This is a genomic window from Mesorhizobium sp. M0077 (genome assembly GCF_040322955.1).
In the GTDB taxonomy this organism is placed as follows: Bacteria; Pseudomonadota; Alphaproteobacteria; order Rhizobiales; family Rhizobiaceae; genus Mesorhizobium.
The window spans coordinates 98,735-120,178 of the sequence record NZ_JAMYUL010000014.1; the positions used below are offsets into that span (position 1 = coordinate 98,735).

General features: G+C 63.1%; 18 protein-coding genes and 1 tRNA gene. 13 read left to right on the plus strand and 6 right to left on the minus strand.

Annotation, left to right across the window (positions count from 1 at the left end):
• Positions 1-166: 166 nt before the first annotated feature.
• The 3 genes from NKJ57_RS24355 to NKJ57_RS24365 all read left to right on the plus strand — a co-directional run bounded on the left by NKJ57_RS24355 (position 167) and on the right by NKJ57_RS24365 (position 5,965).
• On the plus strand, positions 167-898 hold the full coding sequence (locus NKJ57_RS24355) for a DsbA family protein (protein WP_023687169.1): 732 nt from the start codon (positions 167-169) through the stop codon (positions 896-898).
• Positions 899-967: 69 nt separating this feature from the next.
• Positions 968-4,426 (plus strand): chromosome segregation protein SMC, encoded by a 3,459-nt coding sequence (gene smc, locus NKJ57_RS24360; protein ID WP_352573773.1) that lies wholly within the window; start codon positions 968-970, stop codon positions 4,424-4,426.
• 1,230 nt (positions 4,427-5,656) lie between these two features.
• Positions 5,657-5,965 (plus strand): hypothetical protein, encoded by a 309-nt coding sequence (locus NKJ57_RS24365; protein WP_081740696.1) that lies wholly within the window; start codon positions 5,657-5,659, stop codon positions 5,963-5,965.
• A 185-nt stretch (positions 5,966-6,150) separates the two neighbouring features.
• Here the strand turns inward: NKJ57_RS24365 and NKJ57_RS24370 are convergent, their stop codons facing one another.
• The 3 genes from NKJ57_RS24370 to NKJ57_RS24380 form a co-directional block, all read right to left on the minus strand.
• Positions 6,151-6,414, minus strand: a complete 264-nt coding sequence (locus NKJ57_RS24370) for a hypothetical protein (protein ID WP_352512880.1) — start codon at positions 6,412-6,414, stop codon at positions 6,151-6,153.
• Between the two features lie 177 nt (positions 6,415-6,591).
• Positions 6,592-6,666, minus strand: a tRNA-Gln gene (locus NKJ57_RS24375).
• A 110-nt stretch (positions 6,667-6,776) separates the two neighbouring features.
• Complete coding sequence (locus NKJ57_RS24380; RefSeq protein WP_023670692.1) at positions 6,777-7,121, minus strand: VOC family protein; 345 nt, start codon at positions 7,119-7,121, stop codon at positions 6,777-6,779.
• A gap of 215 nt (positions 7,122-7,336) precedes the next feature.
• Here NKJ57_RS24380 and ppdK point away from each other — a divergent pair, with 215 nt between their 5' ends.
• The 3 genes from ppdK (at position 7,337) to NKJ57_RS24395 (ending at position 12,176) form a co-directional block, all read left to right on the plus strand.
• On the plus strand, positions 7,337-10,042 hold the full coding sequence (ppdK, locus tag NKJ57_RS24385) for a pyruvate, phosphate dikinase (protein ID WP_352512878.1): 2,706 nt from the start codon (positions 7,337-7,339) through the stop codon (positions 10,040-10,042).
• A 173-nt stretch (positions 10,043-10,215) separates the two neighbouring features.
• A complete protein-coding gene (locus NKJ57_RS24390; RefSeq protein WP_352512877.1) occupies positions 10,216-11,316 on the plus strand; it encodes a glycosyltransferase family 9 protein in 1,101 nt (366 codons plus the stop codon).
• An 89-nt stretch (positions 11,317-11,405) separates the two neighbouring features.
• The gene (locus NKJ57_RS24395; protein ID WP_050588449.1) at positions 11,406-12,176 is read left to right on the plus strand and encodes a polysaccharide deacetylase family protein; all 771 of its coding nucleotides are present in this window, start codon (positions 11,406-11,408) and stop codon (positions 12,174-12,176) included.
• 165 nt (positions 12,177-12,341) lie between these two features.
• Here the strand turns inward: NKJ57_RS24395 and NKJ57_RS24400 are convergent, their stop codons facing one another.
• Positions 12,342-12,731: a DUF427 domain-containing protein gene (locus NKJ57_RS24400; RefSeq protein WP_023698131.1), complete on the minus strand. Its 390-nt coding sequence runs from the start codon at positions 12,729-12,731 to the stop codon at positions 12,342-12,344.
• Positions 12,732-12,891: 160 nt separating this feature from the next.
• Complete coding sequence (locus tag NKJ57_RS24405) at positions 12,892-13,257, minus strand: hypothetical protein (protein ID WP_352512928.1); 366 nt, start codon at positions 13,255-13,257, stop codon at positions 12,892-12,894.
• Between the two features lie 291 nt (positions 13,258-13,548).
• On the opposite strand from NKJ57_RS24405, the gene NKJ57_RS24410 reads away from it, so the two are divergent.
• Complete coding sequence (locus tag NKJ57_RS24410) at positions 13,549-15,177, plus strand: fatty-acid--CoA ligase (RefSeq protein ID WP_023684604.1); 1,629 nt, start codon at positions 13,549-13,551, stop codon at positions 15,175-15,177.
• A 122-nt stretch (positions 15,178-15,299) separates the two neighbouring features.
• Positions 15,300-16,082, plus strand: a complete 783-nt coding sequence (locus tag NKJ57_RS24415) for a DUF1499 domain-containing protein (RefSeq protein ID WP_023684603.1) — start codon at positions 15,300-15,302, stop codon at positions 16,080-16,082.
• Between the two features lie 4 nt (positions 16,083-16,086).
• Here NKJ57_RS24415 and NKJ57_RS24420 read toward each other — a convergent pair whose 3' ends face one another.
• On the minus strand, positions 16,087-16,995 hold the full coding sequence (locus NKJ57_RS24420; RefSeq protein ID WP_352512874.1) for an MBL fold metallo-hydrolase: 909 nt from the start codon (positions 16,993-16,995) through the stop codon (positions 16,087-16,089).
• A 117-nt stretch (positions 16,996-17,112) separates the two neighbouring features.
• Here NKJ57_RS24420 and NKJ57_RS24425 point away from each other — a divergent pair, with 117 nt between their 5' ends.
• The 5 genes from NKJ57_RS24425 (at position 17,113) to rfbD (ending at position 21,440) form a co-directional block, all read left to right on the plus strand.
• Positions 17,113-17,706: a biotin transporter BioY gene (locus NKJ57_RS24425; RefSeq protein ID WP_352512872.1), complete on the plus strand. Its 594-nt coding sequence runs from the start codon at positions 17,113-17,115 to the stop codon at positions 17,704-17,706.
• 271 nt (positions 17,707-17,977) lie between these two features.
• Positions 17,978-18,859 (plus strand): glucose-1-phosphate thymidylyltransferase RfbA, encoded by an 882-nt coding sequence (gene rfbA / locus NKJ57_RS24430; RefSeq protein WP_023731361.1) that lies wholly within the window; start codon positions 17,978-17,980, stop codon positions 18,857-18,859.
• A gap of 1 nt (position 18,860) precedes the next feature.
• Entirely contained in the window at positions 18,861-19,415 is a 555-nt protein-coding gene (gene rfbC, locus NKJ57_RS24435) for a dTDP-4-dehydrorhamnose 3,5-epimerase (RefSeq protein WP_352512870.1), read from the plus strand.
• Positions 19,416-19,440: 25 nt separating this feature from the next.
• Positions 19,441-20,535, plus strand: coding sequence for a dTDP-glucose 4,6-dehydratase (rfbB, locus tag NKJ57_RS24440; RefSeq protein ID WP_023670704.1), 1,095 nt, complete (start codon positions 19,441-19,443; stop codon positions 20,533-20,535).
• Positions 20,532-21,440, plus strand: a complete 909-nt coding sequence (rfbD, locus tag NKJ57_RS24445; RefSeq protein ID WP_023731359.1) for a dTDP-4-dehydrorhamnose reductase — start codon at positions 20,532-20,534, stop codon at positions 21,438-21,440. The genes rfbB and rfbD overlap by 4 nt, the downstream gene beginning before the upstream one ends.
• Positions 21,441-21,444 lie beyond the last annotated feature (4 nt).

Below are 21,444 nucleotides of genomic sequence, written 5' to 3' on the forward strand. Positions count from 1 at the left end.
CAACCGGTAATCAGTCGGTCATGAACGCGTCATCTATCTCGCGCATTCGTGATCCTGCATGTAGAGTTTGGCGATTGGAATGGGGACGGCGATGCCTTAATTCCCGCCAACTCTCGCCTTTTCTAGCCTTTGCGTTGCAAAATCAAACCACAGTCAGGTGATTCGCATGAACCGTAGCTTGTCCCGCAGAAACCTCCTGTCTTCGCTGGCCGTCATTCCGGCAGTGGCTATGCTCGCCGCATGCAGCGATTCAGGCGAGGATGCCAAAGCAGCGGATGTGAAGCCTGCGGCTCCCGCGGTGCCTGCTTCGACGCCTGCCACTCCGGCCGCCGTCAAGGTCCCGGAGTCTTCCGGCAATGTCGACATGGCCGAACTGCTGAAGCCCGGCGCTTTGCCCGACAAGCAGCTCGGCAAGGATGACGCCAAGGTCACCATCGTCGAATATGCTTCGATGACCTGCCCGCATTGTGCGCATTTCGCGGCGACCACCTTCCCTGAGTTGAAGACCAAATACATCGACACCGGCAAGGCGCGTTACATCCTGCGCGAATTCCCGTTCGATCCGAGCGCCGAGGCCGGTTTCATGCTGGCGCGCTGTTCGAAGGACAATTATTTCCCGATGGTCGACGTGCTGTTCAAGCAGCAGGCCAACTGGGTCGGCGTCAACAATACCAAGGATGCGCTGCTGCAGATCTCCAAGCTCGCCGGTTTTACACAGGAGTCCTTCGAGGCCTGCTTGACGGACCAGAAACTTCTGGACGATGTGAGATCGGTCCAGAAGCGCGGCGCCGATGAATTCAAGGTCGACTCGACACCGACCTTCTTCATCAACGGGAAAACCTACAAAGGTGCGATGTCGATTGAGGAAATATCGGCCATCATCGACCCTCTGCTCTGACGTCCAGGCGGCGCCGGAGCGACTGCGCTTTGGCGTCAGCGCACCTTTGTGCCTTCCAGGCAGGCGCGAATGAAGTTTTCGCGCCTTCGCCTCCTCGGCTTCAAGTCCTTCGTCGAACCCGGCGAGTTCGTCATCGAACGCGGCCTGACCGGCATTGTCGGGCCGAATGGCTGCGGCAAGTCGAACCTTGTCGAGGCGATGCGCTGGGTGATGGGCGAAAGCTCATACAAGAACATGCGCGCGTCCGGCATGGACGACGTGATCTTTTCCGGCTCGGGAACGCGCCCGGCCCGCAACACCGCCGAAGTCACGCTGTTCCTCGACAATAGCGACCGGACCGCGCCCGCCGCCTTCAACGACGCCGATGAATTGCAAGTGTCGCGCCGAATCGAGCGCGAAGCCGGCTCGCTCTACCGCATCAACGGCAAGGAAGCCCGCGCCAAGGACGTGCAGCTTCTGTTCGCCGACCAGTCGACCGGCGCGCGCTCGCCATCCATGGTCGGACAGGGCCGCATCGGCGAACTGATCCAGGCCAAGCCGCAGGCGCGCCGCGCGCTGCTCGAAGAAGCCGCCGGCATTTCCGGCCTGCACACCCGCCGTCACGAGGCCGAGCTTCGGCTGAAGGCGGCCGAACAGAATCTGGAACGGCTGGACGACGTCGTCGGCGAACTGGAAAGCCAGATCGAAAGCCTGAAGCGCCAGGCGCGCCAGGCATCGCGCTTCAAGAACCTGTCGGCCGATATCCGCAAGGCGGAAGCCACGCTCTTGCATCTGCGCTGGACCTTGGCCAAAACCCAGGAGGGCGATGCGCGGTCGGCATTGGCGGTTGCCACAGCTCTGGTCGGCGACCGCGCCGCCGCCCAGATGGCTGCCGCCCGTGAGCAAGGCATCGGTGCCCACCGGCTGCCCGATCTGCGCGATGCCGAGGCCGCCGCGGCTGCCGCCTTCCAGCGCCTGTCGATCGCCAAGGCGCAGATCGAGGAGGAGGCAGGCCGCATCCGCGCCCGCCAGGCCGAACTCGAGCGCCGGCTGCAGCAGCTCGACGGCGACATCGCCCGCGAGGAGCGCATGGTCCGCGACAATGCGGATATTCTTGAGCGCCTGCGCGAGGAAGAAGCCACGCTCAACTCAGACAATGCCGGCGCCGCCGAGCGCGAAGCCACGACGCGGGCCGCTTTCGAGCAGGCCGGCGCAACGCTTATAACAAGCGAAGCAAAGCTCGCGGCGCTGACCGCCGAACGAGCAGAGGCCGCCGCCTCGCGCAACCAGATCGAGCGCACGCTGCGCGAAACCGCCGAACGCCGCGATCGCTTTGCCCGCCAGCTGGCCGATGTCGACCGCGAGCTATCGGAGATCGTCTCGAAAGTCGCCGGCCTGCCCGATCCCGCCGAGAAGCGCGCTTTGGTCGAGGACGCGCTCGCCCGGTTGGAGGAAGCCGAGGCCGGCGCCATTGCTGCCGAACAGGCGGTCGCCGAGGCGCGCGCCACCGAGAGTGCCGCCCGTCCGCCGCTGCAGGATGCCAGGGCCGAACTCGCCGGCATCGAGACCGAAGCCCGCACGCTGGCCAAGATCCTCAATGCCGCCAGCGGCGATCTTTTCCCGTCGGTACTGGAGCAACTCAGCGTCGAACGCGGCTATGAGACGGCCCTCGGTGCTGCGCTTGGCGAGGATCTCGACGTGCCGCTCGACCGCAGCGCGCCGGTGCATTGGGGCGAAAGCCAGGTTGAACCAGGCGATGCGGCTTTGCCGGAAGGCCTCAAGAGCCTCGCCAGCGTGGTGCGCGCGCCTTGGCAGCTTGCCCGCCGGTTGGCGCAGATCGGCATCGTCGATGCGGCGGACGGCAAACGCCTGCAGACGCTGCTTGCCCCCGGCCAGCGGCTGGTCAGCCGTGACGGCGCGCTGTGGCGTTGGGATGGCTTGACCGCCAGCGCCGATGCACCGACCGCGGCCGCGCAGAGGCTGGCGCAGAAGAACCGGCTGGCCGAGCTCGATGCCGAGGCGGTGCAGGCGACGCAGATGATGCGTGAGGCAGAGGCTGCCCTTGCCCAGGCCGAACAGGCGCTGCGTGAGGCGAGCGAGGCCGAACGCAACGCCCGCCAGGCCGGGCGCGATGCCCAGCACGGCCTGGACGCCGCCCGCAGCGCGCTGGCCGAGGCCGAAAAGGCCGGTGGCGAGCTGGCAAGCCGCCGCGCCGCCCTGGACGAGGCGCGCGCGCGAATCGTCGACAGCCATGAAGAAACGGCCGCCGCCTTCGCCGAGGCCGAAATGCTGCTGCAGGACGCCCCCGATCTCGGCGACCTGCAATTGCAGCTTGAACAATCCGCCGCCAATGTCAGCCGCGATCGCGCAACCTTGGCCGACGCGCGCGCCGTCCATGAAGGCCTGCGCCGCGAAGCCGAGGCGCGCACGCGCCGGCTCGACGCCATCGGCGCCGAGCGCCTCACCGGGTGGCAGCGGCCCCAAACCCCCCCCCCGCCGCGGCCCCCGCGGGTCGTGCGCTGGGCCGAGGCCGAGGCCGAGCGCGAAACGCTGGCCGACGCCCCCGACGAGATCGACGCCAGGCGGCGCGCGCTGCTGTCGCAGCTGACCGAGGCCGAGACCTTGCGCAAGGCGGCCGCCGACCGTTTGCAGGAGGCCGAGAACAAGCAGGCCGAGCTGGACAAGGCCGCCACCGCGGCCATCCAGTCGCTGGCCGATTCCCGCGAAACCCGCGTCCGCGCCGAAGAGCGATTGACCGCCGCCGATGAGCGCCGGCTCGAGGTCGAGGCGCGCATCCAGGAAACGCTGAACACGCCGCCGCATCTGGTCATTCGCCATACTGGCCTGGAAGCCGACAGCCCGATGCCGGAAATGGCCGAGATCGAGCGCCAGCTCGACCGGCTGAAGGTTGAGCGCGAGCGGCTCGGCGCCGTCAATCTGCGCGCCGAGGAAGAGCAGAAGGAATTGTCGGACCGGCTGGAGGCCATCGTTTCCGAGCGCGAGGACATCATCGAGGCAATCCGCAAACTGAGGCAAGCGATCCAGAGCCTGAACCGCGAAGGCCGCGAACGGCTGCTTGCCGCTTTCGAGGTGGTCAACGGCCATTTCCAGCGGCTGTTCTCGCATCTGTTCGGTGGCGGCACGGCCGAATTGCAGCTGATCGAATCCGACGACCCGCTGGAAGCCGGGCTCGAAATCCTGGCACGTCCGCCCGGCAAGAAGCCGCAGACCATGACGCTGCTGTCCGGCGGCGAGCAGGCGCTGACGGCGATGTCGCTTATCTTTGCGGTGTTCCTGACCAATCCGGCGCCGATCTGCGTGCTCGACGAAGTCGACGCGCCGCTCGACGATCACAATGTCGAGCGCTTCTGCAATTTGATGGACGAAATGGCCGCGACCACCGAGACGCGCTTCGTCATCATCACCCACAACCCGATCACGATGGCGCGCATGAACCGCCTGTTCGGCGTGACCATGGCCGAGCAGGGCGTCAGCCAACTGGTCTCGGTCGATCTGCAGGCCGCCGAGGCGATGCGCGAGGCGAGCTGACGCAGCATGCTTTGTTGATTTCGTCGGCGATGGCCTCGATCCGACTGTTGCAACAGGACCGTCGCCCTTGCGACCTGCTTGCGACGCGCATTCTGTAAGGTTCGAAGAGAAGGAATTTAAGCGCCACCTGAGAGCGAACGCCAAAGCCCACATGCAAAGCGCCCGGCCAACGCGAAAGCGATGCCTATAAGGCGCAGATGGCAATAGGCTCCGACCGCAATTCAGCTGCCACGTTTATCGGAAGCCCAGGAAGCTCAGTATCGCAATCACGATAACGACTGCTCCGATGAGCCAGATTATGTTGTTCACCGTATCTCTCCCGAATTAGTTGCTGGGAGTGAACTCGTAAGAGCCTACTAATGTTCCCGCATTTTCTGCGTCGAAACAAATGGCGGCCATCGCTTCGTCGATTGCCAGACCAAGGTCCGAACAGGGTATGACTGAAGTCCTGACGTCGGAGCCATAGGCCTGAAGGCGGGCAACCTATGCCCTCCCGATACATTGGAACCGGGCTGCCGAGCATGAGTCCCTTCATCGGTGGTCAATCGGGTGCCCGCCATTCCTGAGAGGTTAGCGGGCACCCGATTGTCGTGACACCGCCAACGGCGTGCGTTTCAACAGCGAGGCTAACAGTGACCTTTGTCCAGAGATCAGTGCGTGACGGCGCAACCCGACCCGCAAACGACAACGACAGTCCTGCGGAAGTTTCTTCCGTTCTTGACCTCATACCATCGGCTGACGACGACAAGGTCGCTGAGCTTGTCAGGCGAACAGAGCGCCTGGCAATCGCAGTGGTTATCGGAATCGCGGTTCTGCTGATCTTGGCGCCGGTGGTTTACCTTGCACTTTCTTACGGGATCTGAGACGGCCCGACTTAGGCGATCTAAGATGGCCTGATTGGTCGTATTCTCATCTGAAAAGTTGTGCCGACAGTCCTCCTCGCAAGACAAGTGTTTCCCGTCACATAAAGGAGATCGAACGCGACGACATAGAATGGTCGTGCGCAGCGCTGCTTTGTCGAGTTGCGTAACCTTGGTGGCCGGCTTGAAAGGGCGTGCTCACCAGAATTTGCCTACAAGAGCTGTTGTCGCAATTCCTTCCTTCACACGCCGTGTTGCGCGGGAGCAGCCGTCACTGATCGCGCCCGTGGACCGACGACACTACTCGGAACCAAAGGGATGGGACGCGGTTATCCCCGCGAAGGGATAATTAGCAGATGGAGATATTGCAATGAAAACAATGATCGTGAGCGCCTTGGCGCTGTTCCTTGCCATGCCGACGGTAGCTCCGGCAGCTGAAGCTGACGTGGTCATCACGACCCACCATCGTCATCATCACAGGAACGTCAGAATCATCAATGACCAAGGTCAACGCCTTCATCACCGCAGACACGGTACGGTTGCCTTCTACGACCACGGCCGCAGACATCATCGCCGGGATACTGTTATCGTGACCGGCTCGATCGAGCGTAGCCATCATCGCTATTATCGACATCATCGGCATCATCCCGTCGTCATCCAGGACGACAACGATTACTGATCCTCTCCGCACGGCCCCGGCTCTGTCGACGGAGTCGGGGTCGCGTGGGATCTAGATACTCATGACGGCAGCCATCCATGGCGTCGGTAAATTCTATTTCATGTAAATTGGCTAGGGCTCCTGGAGCTTTTCGAAATTTCATCCAGCCGAATTGCGCCCGCTCATCAAGTTGCAGGTTAAGTCTGCTAGTCTGGCGCAATCTGGCAGTTCGGGCCGACCCATTTGTTCATCGAGGTGTCGAGTTCATTTCCCATGTCGGCGGCGCTACATACCGGATAACGATCGTCACCCTGGCGGCGCATGCTAAGCGCATCGGTGCCTTCCTGAAAACCAAACCCGGCACATTGGCGCTTGTTTTCTGACTGTTGACCGGCATTGCCCTGGTCTGTTGTGCAGCCCACCAAGGAAGTCACTACGGCCAGAAACGGCACAACCGCAACAGCGCGCATTCGTCTTTTCCTCTTAACTTTGATGCTTTTAAAGTTTCCCCAAATGTCGGCCAACCGCAACCCATACACGGCGCGGGTAGAACGATTCCCACAGGCCGGATGCCATGTCGATTATCCGCTTGGGTGTAACACTTAGAATTCGTAATTTCTAAGTGCTTGAACACCGACGAACAGGGATGGCTGGGGCGCCAGGATTCGAACCTGGGAATGTCGGTACCAAAAACCGATGCCTTACCACTTGGCGACGCCCCAGCAAACGAGCTTTGCCCGCTGCGCGCGGCCTTATAGGACGAGCGGCACGAAAGCTCAATGCCGAGTTGGCCACTGTGCAAAACTGATCCACCGCTTGGCGCGGGGACGCGCTATTCGCCCCAGACCGCCAACTCGTTGCCAGCGGGATCGGTGAAATGGAACCGCCTGCCGCCCGGGAACGAGAATATCGGCTTGACGATCGTGCCGCCGGCGCTTTCGACAACGTCGAGCGTTGCTTCCAGATCCTGCGAATAGAGCACCGGCAATGGTTTCGCCGGCGCCTCCGCTGCATCGGCCTGGAAGCCGCCATCGAGCCCTTCGCCGAAGGCCGAATAGGTCGGCCCGTAATCGGTGAACGACCACGAGAAGGCGGCGCTGTAGAAAGCCTTGACGCTGTCCAGCGTTGCGCCGGTCGCGGGCAGTTCGAGATAGTCGAGTTTTCCGTTGAGTTTCATCACGCTGCTCCCAACTTGTTCCCTATATGTTCTATATCCTGGGCAGCGATCCGGCAAGTCTTTTCGACGCAGCTTTTGCTTAATCGATTGTAGTCGCCGGGCTTCGCTGCCACACCTTGCCTTTCGCACTGCAGCATAATAACGCTCGGGTCGGAACGCGGGGGAACCGGGTCTTGGCCCCGGTGTTCTATCTTCCGAGGACTTGGAGGGCGAGCATGACCAAATGGGTCTACACCTTCGGCGATGGCGCCGCGGAGGGACGTGCGGGCGACCGCAACCTTCTCGGCGGCAAAGGCGCCAATCTGGCCGAGATGTGCAGTCTTGGCCTGCCCGTGCCGCCGGGCTTCACCCTCACCACCGAAGTTTGCAACGCCTATTACGCCAACGGCAACAGCTATCCGGCCGCGTTGCAGGCCGATGTCGTCAAGGCGCTGGACCATATCGGGCAGCTGACGGGGCGCCGTTTCGGCGATCCGTCGAAGCTGCTTCTGGTCTCGGTCCGCTCCGGGGCCAGGGCCTCGATGCCGGGCATGATGGACACCGTGCTCAATCTCGGCCTCAATGACGAGACGGTCGAGGCGCTGGCAGCCGATTCCGGCGATGCCCGCTTTGCCTATGACAGCTACCGCCGCTTCATCCAGATGTATTCCGATGTCGTCATGGGTCTTGACCACGAAGTGTTCGAGGAAATCCTCGAGGACCAGAAGGCGAGCCTCGGCCACGAGCTCGACACCGAACTGACAGCGCAGGAATGGCAGAGCGTCATTGCCCTCTACAAGGCCAAGGTCGAGGAGGAGCTCGACAGGCCGTTTCCACAGGACCCGCACGAGCAGCTGTGGGGGGCGATCGGCGCGGTGTTTTCCAGCTGGATGAACAACCGCGCCATCACCTACCGGCGCCTGCACGACATCCCGGAAAGCTGGGGCACGGCGGTCAATGTCCAGGCCATGGTGTTCGGCAATATGGGCGAGACGTCAGCCACTGGCGTCGCCTTCACGCGCAACCCCTCGACCGGCGAAAAGATGCTCTACGGCGAGTTCCTGGTGAACGCGCAGGGCGAGGATGTCGTGGCCGGCATCCGCACGCCGCAGAACATCACCGAGGCGGCGCGCATTGCCGCTGGCTCCGACAAGCCGTCGCTGCAGAAACTGATGCCGGACGCGTTTCGCTCCTTCGTCGACATCTCCGACCGCCTGGAACAGCACTACCGCGATATGCAGGACCTCGAATTCACCATCGAGCGCGGCAAATTGTGGATGCTGCAGACGCGTTCCGGCAAACGCACCGCCAAGGCGGCGCTGAAGATCGCCGTCGAAATGGCGCGCGACAAGCTGATCACGACGGAGGAGGCGGTCGCCCGCATCGATCCGGCCTCGCTCGATCAGCTGTTGCATCCGACCATCGACCCCAAGGCCGCGCGCGATGTCATCGGCGTCGGCCTGCCGGCTTCTCCGGGCGCGGCGACCGGCGAGATTGTTTTCTCCTCGGGCGATGCCGAGGATCTGAAGACGCAAGGTCGCAACGCAATCCTGGTGCGCATCGAAACCAGCCCCGAAGACATTCACGGCATGCATGCTTCGGAAGGCATCCTGACCACGCGCGGCGGCATGACCAGCCACGCCGCCGTGGTCGCGCGCGGCATGGGCAAGCCTTGCGTTTCGGGCGCCGGCTCGCTGCGTGTCGACTACAAGGCCGGCACGCTGATGTCGATGGGCCAGACCTTCCGCAAGGGCGACATCATCACCATCGATGGCAGCAACGGCCAGGTGCTGAAGGGCGCCGTGTCGATGCTGCAGCCGGAACTGTCGGGCGATTTCGCCGCCATCATGGAATGGGCCGATGCGGTGCGCCGCATGAAGGTGCGCACCAATGCCGAGACGCCGCTCGATGCGCGCATGGCGCGCTCCTTCGGCGCCGAAGGCATCGGCCTCTGCCGCACCGAGCACATGTTCTTCGACGGCGAGCGTATCGTCGCTATGCGCGAGATGATCCTGGCCGATACCGAGAAGGACCGCCGCACCGCACTTGCCAAGCTGTTGCCGATGCAGCGCTCGGATTTCCTCGAACTGTTCGAGATTATGGCCGGCCTGCCGGTGACGATCCGGCTGCTCGATCCGCCGCTGCACGAATTCCTGCCCAAGACGGAAGCGGAGGTGGCGGAGGTCGCCGCCGCCATGAACGTCTCGCCCGACAAGCTCAGGCAGCGCACAGAAGCCCTGCACGAGTTCAACCCGATGCTCGGCCATCGCGGCTGCCGTCTCGCCGTCTCCTATCCCGAGATTGCCGAGATGCAGGCGCGTGCCATCTTCGAGGCAGCCGTCGAGGCCGGCAAGAAAGCCGGCGCGCTGGTCGTTCCCGAGATCATGGTGCCGCTGGTCGGCCTGGTGAAGGAGCTCGACTACGTCAAGGCGCGCATTGATGCGGTCGCCAAGGCTGTCATGGACGAGACCGGCATCAAGATCGACTATCTCACCGGCACGATGATCGAGCTTCCGCGCGCGGCGATCCGCGCCCACGTCATCGCCGCTACGGCCGAGTTCTTCTCCTTCGGCACCAACGATCTCACCCAGACCACTTTCGGCATCTCGCGCGACGACGCAGCATCCTTCCTCAAGACCTATCGGCAGAAAGGTATCATCGAGCAGGACCCGTTCGTCTCGCTCGACATCGAGGGCGTCGGCGAACTGGTGCGCATGGCTGCCGAGAAGGGCAGGGCGACGCGGCCCGACATCAAGCTCGGCATATGCGGCGAACATGGCGGCGATCCGGCCTCGATCCGCTTCTGCGAAGAGGTCGGCCTCGACTATGTGTCGTGCTCGCCCTACCGGGTGCCGATCGCAAGATTGGCCGCAGCGCAAGCCGCGGTGCAGATTCCCAAAACAGCAGTGCCGCGCCCCAAAAAGAGCGCCGCGGCATCCTGATTTCGACATAGTCCTTTCGGTATCGATGAAACGGCCACCCCTGGGTGGTCGTTTGGCGCTAAGCTTACGATTTTGTAAGCAAATTCACGCTGATGTGCGCGGCTGAACACGCAATCCCGACATCGTTTCCGCCCAATTTCACGGCCCCCAACCCGCCCGGTGCCGAGAAAAAGATGTTGCAGATTTCGCCCAGACCCTTCCGCTCGATCCTGATTATCCAGACCAAGTTCATCGGCGATATTGTTCTGTCCTCCACGCTCGCCAAGAACCTGCAGCTCGAATATCCCGGTGTCAGGATCGTCTTTCTCTGCGAGGCGCGCCTCGCCAGTTTTGTGACCGCCCACGGCATCGCCTCGGAAGTCGTGACCTTCCGCCGCGCCGCCATGCGCGGCACCCCGCTGGAGCGTGGGCGCGAGCTCTATTCTATGATCAGCAAGCTGCGCCAATTCCGTTTCGACCTGACCATCGACCTCACCGATTCAAAGACATCGCGGCTCATCGTCAGGTTCCTCAACGCCAGCACCCGCATCGGCTACAATCCTCCGGAAAGGCCGCTGCGCTGGCATGAGCGCCAGCCCGCCAATGTCTTTGCCGAGCCGTTCGGTTTTGGCGAACGTCACTATCTCTACCGCTACCTTTCGCCGCTCGAGCCGCTCGGCGTCGGCCTGCGCGTGCGGGTGCCGTCGATTCGGCCATTGCCGATGGAGACGGCGAGGGCCCAGGCATTGCTGGACAAACACCATTTGCGGCCAAACGGCTTTGTCGCGGTGCATGCCGGCGCCAGTTTTCACGGCCGGCGCTGGCAGCATGAACGCTTTGCCGCCGTGATCGACACGATTTCGCGCGAAACCGGACTGGATTTCGTACTCGTCGGAGGCCCTGACGAGCGCAAGCCGGCCGAGCAGATCCTCGCCAGTGCCGCGTCAATCGTCAACCTCGTCGGCGCGCTGTCGCTGGAAACGCTGCTGGCGGTGTTGCAGCAGGCGCGGCTGTTTGTCGGCAATGAGAGCGGCCCCATGCACATGGCAGCAGCGGCCGGAACGCCGGTTGTCGGCCTTTTCGGCCTGACCAGCCCGGCCGTCTGGGGACCGGTCGGCGTGCCCAGCCTCGCCTTGCAGCCATCCATGCCGTGCAATTGCGTGGCGGGCAGCCTGTGCAATCCGCTCGATCCCAGCAAGGCCTGCTGCGTCTGGCGCCTCGAGGTCGAACCGGTCGTCGCGGCCGTGCGCGAAGTCCTGTCACGCACGCATGTGGAACTGGAACACGCCGTCTGACGGTGCGCGGCGGTCACATTGTCGGGATATCAGCTTTCTCACGGCCACTATCCCGATTTCCGCCTTGTTGCGGGTCCTGGGATGCGGCTATGACAGCGCCGATTCTCAGACAAGACAGGCATCCCTTGCAAAAGCTGTTTTGCGCCTTGGCGCTATCTATCTTGGCCGTGTCCTCGGCCCAGGCCGCGCCGCTTGTCGAGCCGGCGCTGCATCTGAAGGCTGAGGACGGTAGCAGTGTCGGCCGCGTCGCGCTCACGCTCGACGCCTGCGGCGGGCAGACCGATACGAGGATACTCTCGGCCCTGGTGGAGAACCGGATTCCGGCGACGATCTTCGTCACCGGTATCTGGCTGAAGCGAAATGCCGCCGCCGTCGAGATCATGCGCGCGCATCCGGACCTGTTCGAACTGGAAAACCATGGCGGCCATCACATCCCGGCCGTTGACACGCCGCGCAAGATCTACGGCATCCGCAGCGCCGGCAGCCCGGAAGCGGTGCAGGCCGAAGTCGAATCGGGCGCTGCCGCTCTCGCTGGCACCGGCGAGCCGGCGCCGAAATGGTTTCGCGGCGCGACCGCCGAATACAGCCCGTCGGCTATCGCCATGATCCGCAAGCTTGGCTTCAAGGTCGCCGGCTTTTCGATCAACGGCGATGGCGGCTCGTTGCTCGGCGCAACAGAAACTGCCCGGCGCATCGCCGCCGCCAAGGATGGCGATGTCATCATCGCCCACATCAACCAGCCGACCCACGCCGCCGGCGAGGGCGTCGTGCAAGGTCTGCTCGCGCTGAAGGCCAAGGGGCTGACGTTCGTGCGGCTGGATGACGCCGACGGCGTCGGCAACGACGGGACGACTGATTAGGCTTAGGCGGCGGCAGGCAGTTTCATCCCCTTTGGACTGACGTCGCCGACGTTTGAGATTAGCCGAGGCCTCTAAACTTCGTCATCCCAGGATGAAACAGGAGCGAAGCTCCGTCGCGAAGACCCTGGGATGATGAAGCGAGCAACGGCGGCTTGATTCGGTTGCTCAGGCCGGTGCTGCTTCGATCGTCACCCTGTTGGGATAGAAGGCGCCGTGGTCGCGAATCTCAGCCATTTCGTCGAAGGGCTGCTCATAGCCCCACATTGCGTCCTTGCCGGTCTCGCCGGCCGGCAGCACGCTCCAGTAGCTGGCGTCGCCCTTGTAGGGGCAGTGGGTCGACAGGGTGGTTTTGCCGAGCTGGGTGAAGTCGATGTCTTCGAAGGGGATGTAGAATGCCTGGGGGTAGGGCGGTTCGGACAGAAGCTTCGCTCGCGTCGATGAGGCGATCACCGTATCGCCGGCACGCACGACCACGGTACCGCGATAGGGTTCGACGGTGATGACCTTGCCGGGATTGCTCTGAAAGCCGGGGGCGGGGTTGGCGATCTGGTCCATGCGGGGTTCTCCTTGTTCGATTGGGAGCACAGTCCGATTGAGAGAGTGCGGGGTTGCTTCCCATGTCCCTAAAATGTGTCTGGAGAACTCGTTGCGCAAGCCTTCGCCAGTAGGCCAGAGCTGGCCTTCCGATCACTAAAAACGATCCCGCGTGGAATGCTCAGGCTGCGGTCTTGAACACGTCCATGAGGCCGGCATAGGCCGCGGCAATACCGGCTACCGGGTTGGTGCTTCTTGACGTCGTCTCGACCTTCAGTGGGCCGCCGCCTGTCGGCAAGGTGAGCAGTAGAAACTGGCGATTGCCGCCGTCGCCGATCGATGCGGCGGCGACATGCTGGCCTTCGCCTTCGTTCTGGACGCACATTTTGAACAGCAGCGTGCCGCCGACCGCCTCAAGGGCGCCGCCGACCACCTCGACAAATTCGTCTTCGGAAACCTTTTTGGCCTCCGGCACGAGATCGGCCAGACTTGCGGCAAGCGTGTCTTCAAGCTCTTTGTCGTCGAGTTGAATATCGTCCCACTGCACGTCTTCGGCCCCGCTGTCATCCAGCTGCCTGTCGTCGATCTGCCTGTCGTCGATCTGCTTGCCGTCGAGCTGCGTGTCCATGCGAACCTCTTTCAGTCGCCAATCCGCACCCCTACCCCGTTAACGAACCTTAACGTCGACGATGGCCGGATTGTGGCGGTTTTCCCCGCCTTTCGATCACTGCTTGCTTCAGCCGTTAACGGTTGGAGACGTCATGGCTGGACAATCCGTCCGTTCGTCCCACAATGGAACAAAAGACGGGAAAAACGAGGAAGCAATGGGAGGAACCAGATGCTCGGACTGATGCAGGAATGGCCGCTGCTCTGCCACAAGCTGATCGACAATGCCGAGCGGCAGCACGGGACGCGCGAGATCGTCTCGCGCTCGATCGAAGGTCCTGTCGTTCGCACCACCTATGCTGAAGTTCATCGCCGCGCGCTCAAGGTCGCTCAACGGTTGGAGCGCGATGGCTTTGTGCTCGGCGACCGCATCGCGACCCTGGCCTGGAACACGGCGCGCCACATAGAGGCCTGGTACGGCATCATGGGCATCGGCGCCATCTACCATACGCTCAACCCGCGTTTGTTCCCCGAGCAGATCGTCTGGATCATGAACAATGCGCAGGATAGAGGGATCTTCGTCGACCTGACCTTCATGCCGCTGCTGGAAAAGATCGCCGGCGCGGTCAAATCGCTGAAAAAGGTGATCGTCCTGACCGACAAGGCGCATCTGCCTGAAACGACGCTGCCGAATGTGGTTGCCTATGAGGACTGGTTGAACGAGGCCGATGGCGACTTCGCCTGGAAGGTTTTCGGCGAAAACACCGCAGCCGGCATGTGCTACACCTCCGGCACGACGGGCGATCCCAAAGGCGTGCTCTACAGCCACCGCTCGAATGTGCTGCATGCCATGATCGCCGCCATGCCCGACGCCATGGGCCTCTCCGCGCGGGACACGATCCTCCCCGTCGTGCCGATGTTTCATGCCAATGCCTGGGGCCTTGGCCAGAGCGCGCCGATGATCGGCGCCAAGCTGGTCATGCCCGGTTGCAAGATGGACGGCGCCTCGATCTACGAGCTGCTCGACACCGAGAAGGTGACCTTCAGCGCCGCCGTGCCGACCGTCTGGATGATGCTGCTGCAGCATCTGGAAGAGACCGGCAAGAAGCTTCCCTATCTCAGCAAAGTCGTCATCGGCGGCTCGTCCTGCCCGCGCGCCATCATCAGGAAATTCCAGGACAATTACGGTGTCGAAGTCATCCATGCCTGGGGCATGACCGAAATGTCGCCGCTCGGCACGCTGTGCACCATGAAGCCGCAGTATCAAGCGCTCGAGGGCGAGGACCGGCTCGATATCCAGGGCAAGCAGGGCTACCCGCCCTTCGGGGTCGAGATGAAGGTGACGGATGACGACGACAAGGAACTGCCTTGGGACGGCAAGACCTTCGGCCGGCTGAAGGTGCGCGGTCCAGCCGTCGCCAGCGCCTATTATGGCGGCGTCGGAGCCGAGCAGTTCGACAAGGACGGCTGGTTCGACACTGGCGATGTCGCCCATATCGATTCCGGCGGCTACATGCAGATCACCGATCGCGCCAAGGACGTCATCAAGTCGGGCGGCGAGTGGATATCGACCATCGACCTGGAGAACCTCGCCGTCGGCCATCCCGATGTCGCCGAGGCCGCGGCGATCGGCGTCCATCATTCGAAATGGGGCGAACGGCCCTTGCTGGTCGTGGTCGCCAAACCCGGCAAGGAGCCGAGCAAGGCGGACATACTGGCGTTCATGGACGGCAAGGTGGCGAAATGGTGGATGCCCGACGACGTCGCTTTCATCAGCGAAATCCCGCACACCGCCACCGGCAAGATCCAGAAGATCACCTTGCGCAAGCAGTTCAGCGACTACCGCCTGCCGACGGATTGACCGGGACCGTGCGTTTCCTTGACCTTCAAGCTACCGGCGGCAAAAACGTTAGGGCAGGGGATGTTCAATTTGAGCATCCTTTGCTCTAAGCGTCTGTGCGGGTTGGGGCGGTGCTGAAGACAATGGAAATTGACGAGCGGCAGACATCGAAGGCGGCCGGCTGGTCGCGGCGCACGGGCGCTTTTGCCCTGGTCCTGCTGCTCACCGTGCTGGCCGGCCATCATTTCGAACTGGTGGAAACGCCGGCCTTCCTGTGGGTGCTGGCGATCGTCGCCCTGCTTGCCGCATTCGCTTTGCTGTTTGCCGGTCTCGCTCTGTCCAGGCTGTGGCATTTCGGTGACCGTGGCGGCCGCGACCTCTCGGTCGGCGCCCTGCTGGCGCTGCTGGTGCTGACGCCCTACGGCTTTGCCACCTATTTGGCGGCGACCACGCCGCCCCTGAGGGACATCACGACGGACCTCGACAATCCGCCAGTGCTCGACACCAGCGACCGCACCAAGGACATGAACGTGCTCGCGCTGCCAACGCCGGGCGAAGCGCGCCTGCAGGCCGACGCCTATCCGCTGGTCACCGGGCATAGCTACAATCTGCCTTTCGAAACCGTCGTCGACGCCGTTGAAACCGTGCTCGACCGCCGCGATTGGCAACTTACCGCGCCATACCCGGTGACGGACGGTCAAGACGAGGTGACGATATCGGCCGTGGCCCGGAGCTTCGTCGTCGGCCTGCCCGCCGACGTCGCCATCCGGGTCAGCAATGATGGCGACACCATCGTCGTCGACATGCGCTCGGCCTCCCGCTACGGCCGCTACGATCTCGGCGACAATGCCGCGCGCATCGTCGGGTTCCTCGCCGAACTCGACCAGGAGGTTGCGGGCCAGGTGGGTGCGGCTCCGGCCGAGTAGTTCTCTACCCCACCGGCACAAAGACGCCGTCGATGGCCGGGTCACCCTGGGTGGCAATCAGGCCGCGCGCCACCAGGTCTTCGAGATGGGCAAGCACCGACAGACCGGCAGCGCCATGCAGGCGTGGGTCGGTGTCCCGGTAGATCGCCTTGACCATGTCCGGGATCGTCCGGTCGCCGTCGCGGATCCGCTCGAGGATCGCCCGTTCGCGCATCTTGCGATGGGTCTTGAGCCCGCGCATGAAGCTGAGCGGCGCGGTCACCGGGCCGCCGTGGCCGGGCAGCAGCAGGCGGTCGTCGCGCGCGATCAGCCTGTCGAGCGAGGCCATGTAGTCGGCCATCGCTCCGTCCGGCGGCGCCACGATCGATGTCGCCCACGCCATCACATGGTCGGCTGAAAACAGGATGCCGGTGCCTTCGAGCGCAAATGCCGCGTGATTGGCGGTGTGGCCCGGCGTCAGCACCGTCCGGATCGTCCAGTCATCGCCCTCGACCAGCGCATTGTCGGGCAGCGCGATCTCCGGGACGAAAACCGTGTCGGCGCTGGCGTCGAGCGGGTTGATCTCGCCGATCCGCAGCGGCCTTGCCGGGCGGTGCGGGCCTTCGGCCAGTACAATAGCGCCGGTGTGCGCTTTCAGCCGGGCGGCCAGCGGAGAATGGTCGCGATGCGTGTGGCTGACGAAGATATGGCTGACCGGCCGGTTTGCGATCACCTTGAGCAGCGTCTGGAAATGCGCCTCGTCATCGGGGCCGGGATCGATCACCGCCAGCGTATCGCGCCCGACGATGTAGCTGTTGGTGCCGTGAAAGGTGAACGGGCTGGGGTTTTTGGCGGTGACGCGCAAGACGTCCGGCGCAACGGTGACGCCCTCGCCATAGGCCGGATCGAAGCTGGTGTCGAATTTGAGCGCCATGGCGGTGTCGTTGAATCTCTGTTCAGGAAGACGGCAAAACTGATTGCCGCATAACACGGAAGCCAATATAGAAAAACGCAAGGCCGCGATCTGCGGCAATCCGGATTGGGGAAGACCATGGCACTTGCAACGACGATGCGTCCGCTTGTTTCTCTCGCTTTGCCCCAGGAGGGCGCGCAGCGCCTGGCAACCCAGCTTTTGCTGGCGATCGCCGGAACGCTGCTTTTGACCCTGTCGGCCAAGACGAAAGTCGTGCTCGGGCCGGTCGACATCTCGATGCAGACGCTGGCCGTCCTGCTGATCGCCACCGCATTTGGCCTGCGGCTTGGCGTCGCTACCCTGCTTCTCTACATGGCCGAAGGCGCCATGGGCTTCCCGGTCTTCCAGAGCACGCCTGAAAAGGGCATCGGCATCGCCTACATGATCGGCGGCACCGGCGGTTATCTCGCCGGCTTCGTCGTCATGGCGGCCATTGTCGGCTGGGCCGCCGACCGCGGCTGGGACCGCCACCCGGTCAAGTTGTTCAACGCCATGCTGGTCGCCGAAATCGTCATGATGGCCATGGGCTTTGCCTGGCTGGCCACCCTCATCGGCGCGGAAAAGGCGTGGCAGTTCGGCGTTTTGCCGTTCGTCCTCGGCGACCTGATCAAGGTTGCGCTCGCCGCCAGCCTGGTGCCGGCGGTATGGTCGCTGCTGCCCAAGCAGCCCTGAAACCGGACAAATGAATGAGCCGGCGGGTCCAAGGCCCGCCGGCTTTTTGTTGTCGCGCGTCCGCCAGCCGATGGCGCAAGCCGGTTGCCAAATCGCCACGCCCATTTGCATCGTCAGCTTGTGGCTGGTAGATCAAATTGCCGCGAGACGGCAGATGCAGAGCAATTCTGGCGCCGATCCACGGCCGAGATTGAATTGACAAGCCATTGCGCGAAACCTAAGCACGAGCAACTTGATTTCAGGGCGGGGGCCGGCAATTCAAGGAGAGCTTGTGAAAGGAATAATCCTTGCGGGAGGCAGCGGGACGCGTCTTTATCCCCTAACATTAGCGATCTCTAAGCAAGTCCTGCCGATATACGACAAGCCGATGATTTTTTATCCGCTGAGCGTCTTGATGCTCGCCGGTATCCGCCAGATTTTGATCATTTCGACACCTCGCGACTTGCCGGTGTTTCGGGAGTTGCTGGGCGACGGTTCGGAATTCGGGGTCGAATTCTCCTATGCCGAGCAGGCGCAGCCCAACGGGCTTGCCGAGGCCTTCATCATCGGCCGCGACTTCATCGGCAAGGATAATGTGTCGATGATTCTCGGCGACAACATCTATTTCGGCGAGGGCCTGTCGCAGCTCTGCCGCACTGCTGCGCAGCGCCAAAGCGGCGCGTCGGTGTTCGCCTACCATGTCGAGGACCCGCAGCGCTACGGCGTGGTGTCGTTCGACAAGCTCAGCGGCACGGCTTTGACGATCGAGGAGAAGCCGCCGGAGCCGAAGTCCAACTGGGCGGTCACCGGCCTCTATTTCTACGACAATGAGGTCGTCGACATCGCGTCGACGATCAAGCCCTCGGCGCGTGGCGAACTCGAGATCACGGCGGTCAACAACGTCTATCTCGAGCGCGGGAAATTGCACGTGCATCAGCTCGGCCGCGGCTATGCCTGGCTCGACACCGGCACGCATGACAGCCTGCATGAAGCCTCTTCCTTCGTGCGCACGATCGAGCACCGCCAGGGGATCAAGGTCGCCTGTCCTGAAGAAATCGCTTTCGAGCAGGGCTGGCTGACCGCCGACAAGGTGCTTGAGCGCGCCACGCGACTGGGCAAGAACGAATACGCCGCCTATCTGCGCCGGCGTGTCACCGAGCTGACGGAGACATAGGGTGCTGGAAGTCAGGCAGCTCGGTTTGGACGGCGTGCTGGAAATCGTGCCGAAGCGGCACGGCGATGCGCGCGGTTATTTCATCGAAACCTGGAATGCCGAGGCCTTTGCCGAGGCCGGCATCGATCTGCGTTTCGTCCAGGACAATCATTCCTATTCGGCTGCCGCAGGTGTCGTGCGGGGGCTTCACTATCAACTGCCTCCACGCGCGCAGGACAAGCTGCTGCGTGTAATCAGAGGCCGCATTCTCGACGTGGCGGTCGACATCCGCCGCAGCTCGAAAACCTTCGGAAAATGGGTCGCGCTCGAAATATCGGCCGAGAGAGGCAACCAGATCCTCGTGCCGAAGGGTTTCGCGCACGGTTTCGTCACGCTCGTGCCGGACACCGAGGTTCTGTATAAGGTCACCGACACCTATTCGCCGGCGCATGATCGATCGATCCGTTTCGACGATCCTGATATCGGCATCGATTGGCCGTCGCCGGTCGGCGCCTTCGAGCTCTCGGCCAAGGACCTCAAGGCGTCGGCGCTTGCTGAGGCCGAGGTGTTCGCATGACGCGCGACGATGTGAGGAGAGCGCCATGAATTTTCTGGTGACAGGCGGTGCCGGCTTCATCGGCTCGGCCGTGTGCCGGCATTTGTGCGCCAATCCGGCCTACCATGTGACCAATCTCGACAAGCTCACCTATGCCGGCAATCTGGCCTCGCTGCGCACCATCGAGAATGCACACAACTACAAATTTGCGCAGGCCGACATCTGTGACGAGCGGGCGGTTCTCGACATCCTCCACCGCGACGAGATCGACGTCGTCATGAACCTCGCCGCCGAAAGCCATGTCGACCGCTCGATCGACGGACCCGGCGCCTTCATCGAGACCAACATCGTCGGTACCTACCGGGTGCTGAATTCGGCGCTCGAATATTGGCGCGGCCTTGACGAGGACAGAAAGGCGCGCTTCCGCTTCCACCATGTCTCGACCGACGAGGTGTTCGGCGATCTGCCCTTCGATGGCGGCATGTTCGTGGAGGAGACGCCTTACGCGCCATCCTCGCCCTATTCCGCCTCCAAGGCCGCATCCGACCATCTGGTGCGGGCCTGGCACGAGACGTACGGCCTGCCGGTCGTGCTCTCCAACTGTTCGAACAATTACGGGCCTTATCACTTCCCCGAAAAGCTGATCCCGCTGGTCATCCTCAACGCGCTCGACGAAAAGCCGCTGCCGGTCTACGGCGCTGGCGCCAATGTGCGCGACTGGCTGTTCGTCGAGGATCACGCCCGTGCTCTGGAACTGGTCGCCACAAAGGGCCAGCCCGGCGAAAGTTACAATGTCGGCGGCAATTCCGAGCGTACCAACCTTGGCGTCGTCGAGACGATCTGCGGCCTGCTCGACATCAGGCGTCCGCGCAGCGGCGGCAGGAGCTACCGCGATTTGATCAGCTTCGTCACCGATCGGCCCGGCCACGACCGCCGCTATGCAATCGATGCCTCCAAGATCGGCCGGGATCTCGGTTGGGCGCCGGCGGAGAGTTTCGACAGCGGCCTTGCAAGGACCGTCGACTGGTTCCTCGACAACAAATGGTGGTGGGGACCGATCCGCGAGCAGCGCTACGCCGGCGAGCGGCTGGGGCAAGTCCGGTCGCGCGGCCAGGTTGAAGGCAGGAAGGGCGCGGCGTGAGGCTGGTTGTCACCGGACGCGAGGGTCAGGTCGCTGCCAGCCTGCTGGAGGCCGGGCAGAGGCGCGATGGCATCGAGGTCGTCACCCTCGGCCGCCCAGTGCTCGATCTGGCGCGGCCCGATACGGTGTTCGACGCACTCGCGGCAGCGCGGCCGGATATTGTGGTGTCGGCTGCCGCCTACACCGCGGTCGACCAGGCCGAGGACGAGCCCGATCTTGCCTTCGCTGTGAACGCCGTCGGCGCCGGCAAGGTCGCCGAGGCGGCCGCGAAGCTCGGCGTGCCCGTAATCCATCTGTCGACCGACTACGTCTTCGATGGCACCAAGGACGGCGCCTATGTCGAGACCGACGCCACCGCACCGCTCGGCGTCTACGGCGCCTCCAAGCTTGCCGGCGAGCTGGCCGTGGCCGCCGTCAATCCGCGCCATCTGATCCTGCGCACGGCCTGGGCTTATAGCCCGTTCGGCAAGAATTTCGTCAGGATCATCCTTGGGCTCGCCGCCAACCGCGACGAGATCGCGGTGGTTGCCGACCAATGGGGAAATCCGACCTCCGCTTTTGATTTAGCTGACGCGATCCTGGTTTCGTCGGCGGTCCTGCATGGCGACAGAAGTTTTGCTCGCTTTGGCGTGTATCATCTCGTGGGAACCGGTGACACTAACCGGAGTGGCTTCGCGCATCATATCCTGGCTACGAGTCGAGCGCTTGACGGGCCCTACGCTGCGGTGAAGGAGATATCCACGCGTGACTACCCGACCAAGGCGCTGCGCCCGCGAAATTCTCGGTTATCGACGGCGGAGTTCGAAGGCACATTCAACTGGACGGCACCGGATTGGCACGGTTCCACCGTAGACGTCGTATCCCGTCTTTTGATCGCGGAGACGAAATGCACGCCAACCCTATGAACCA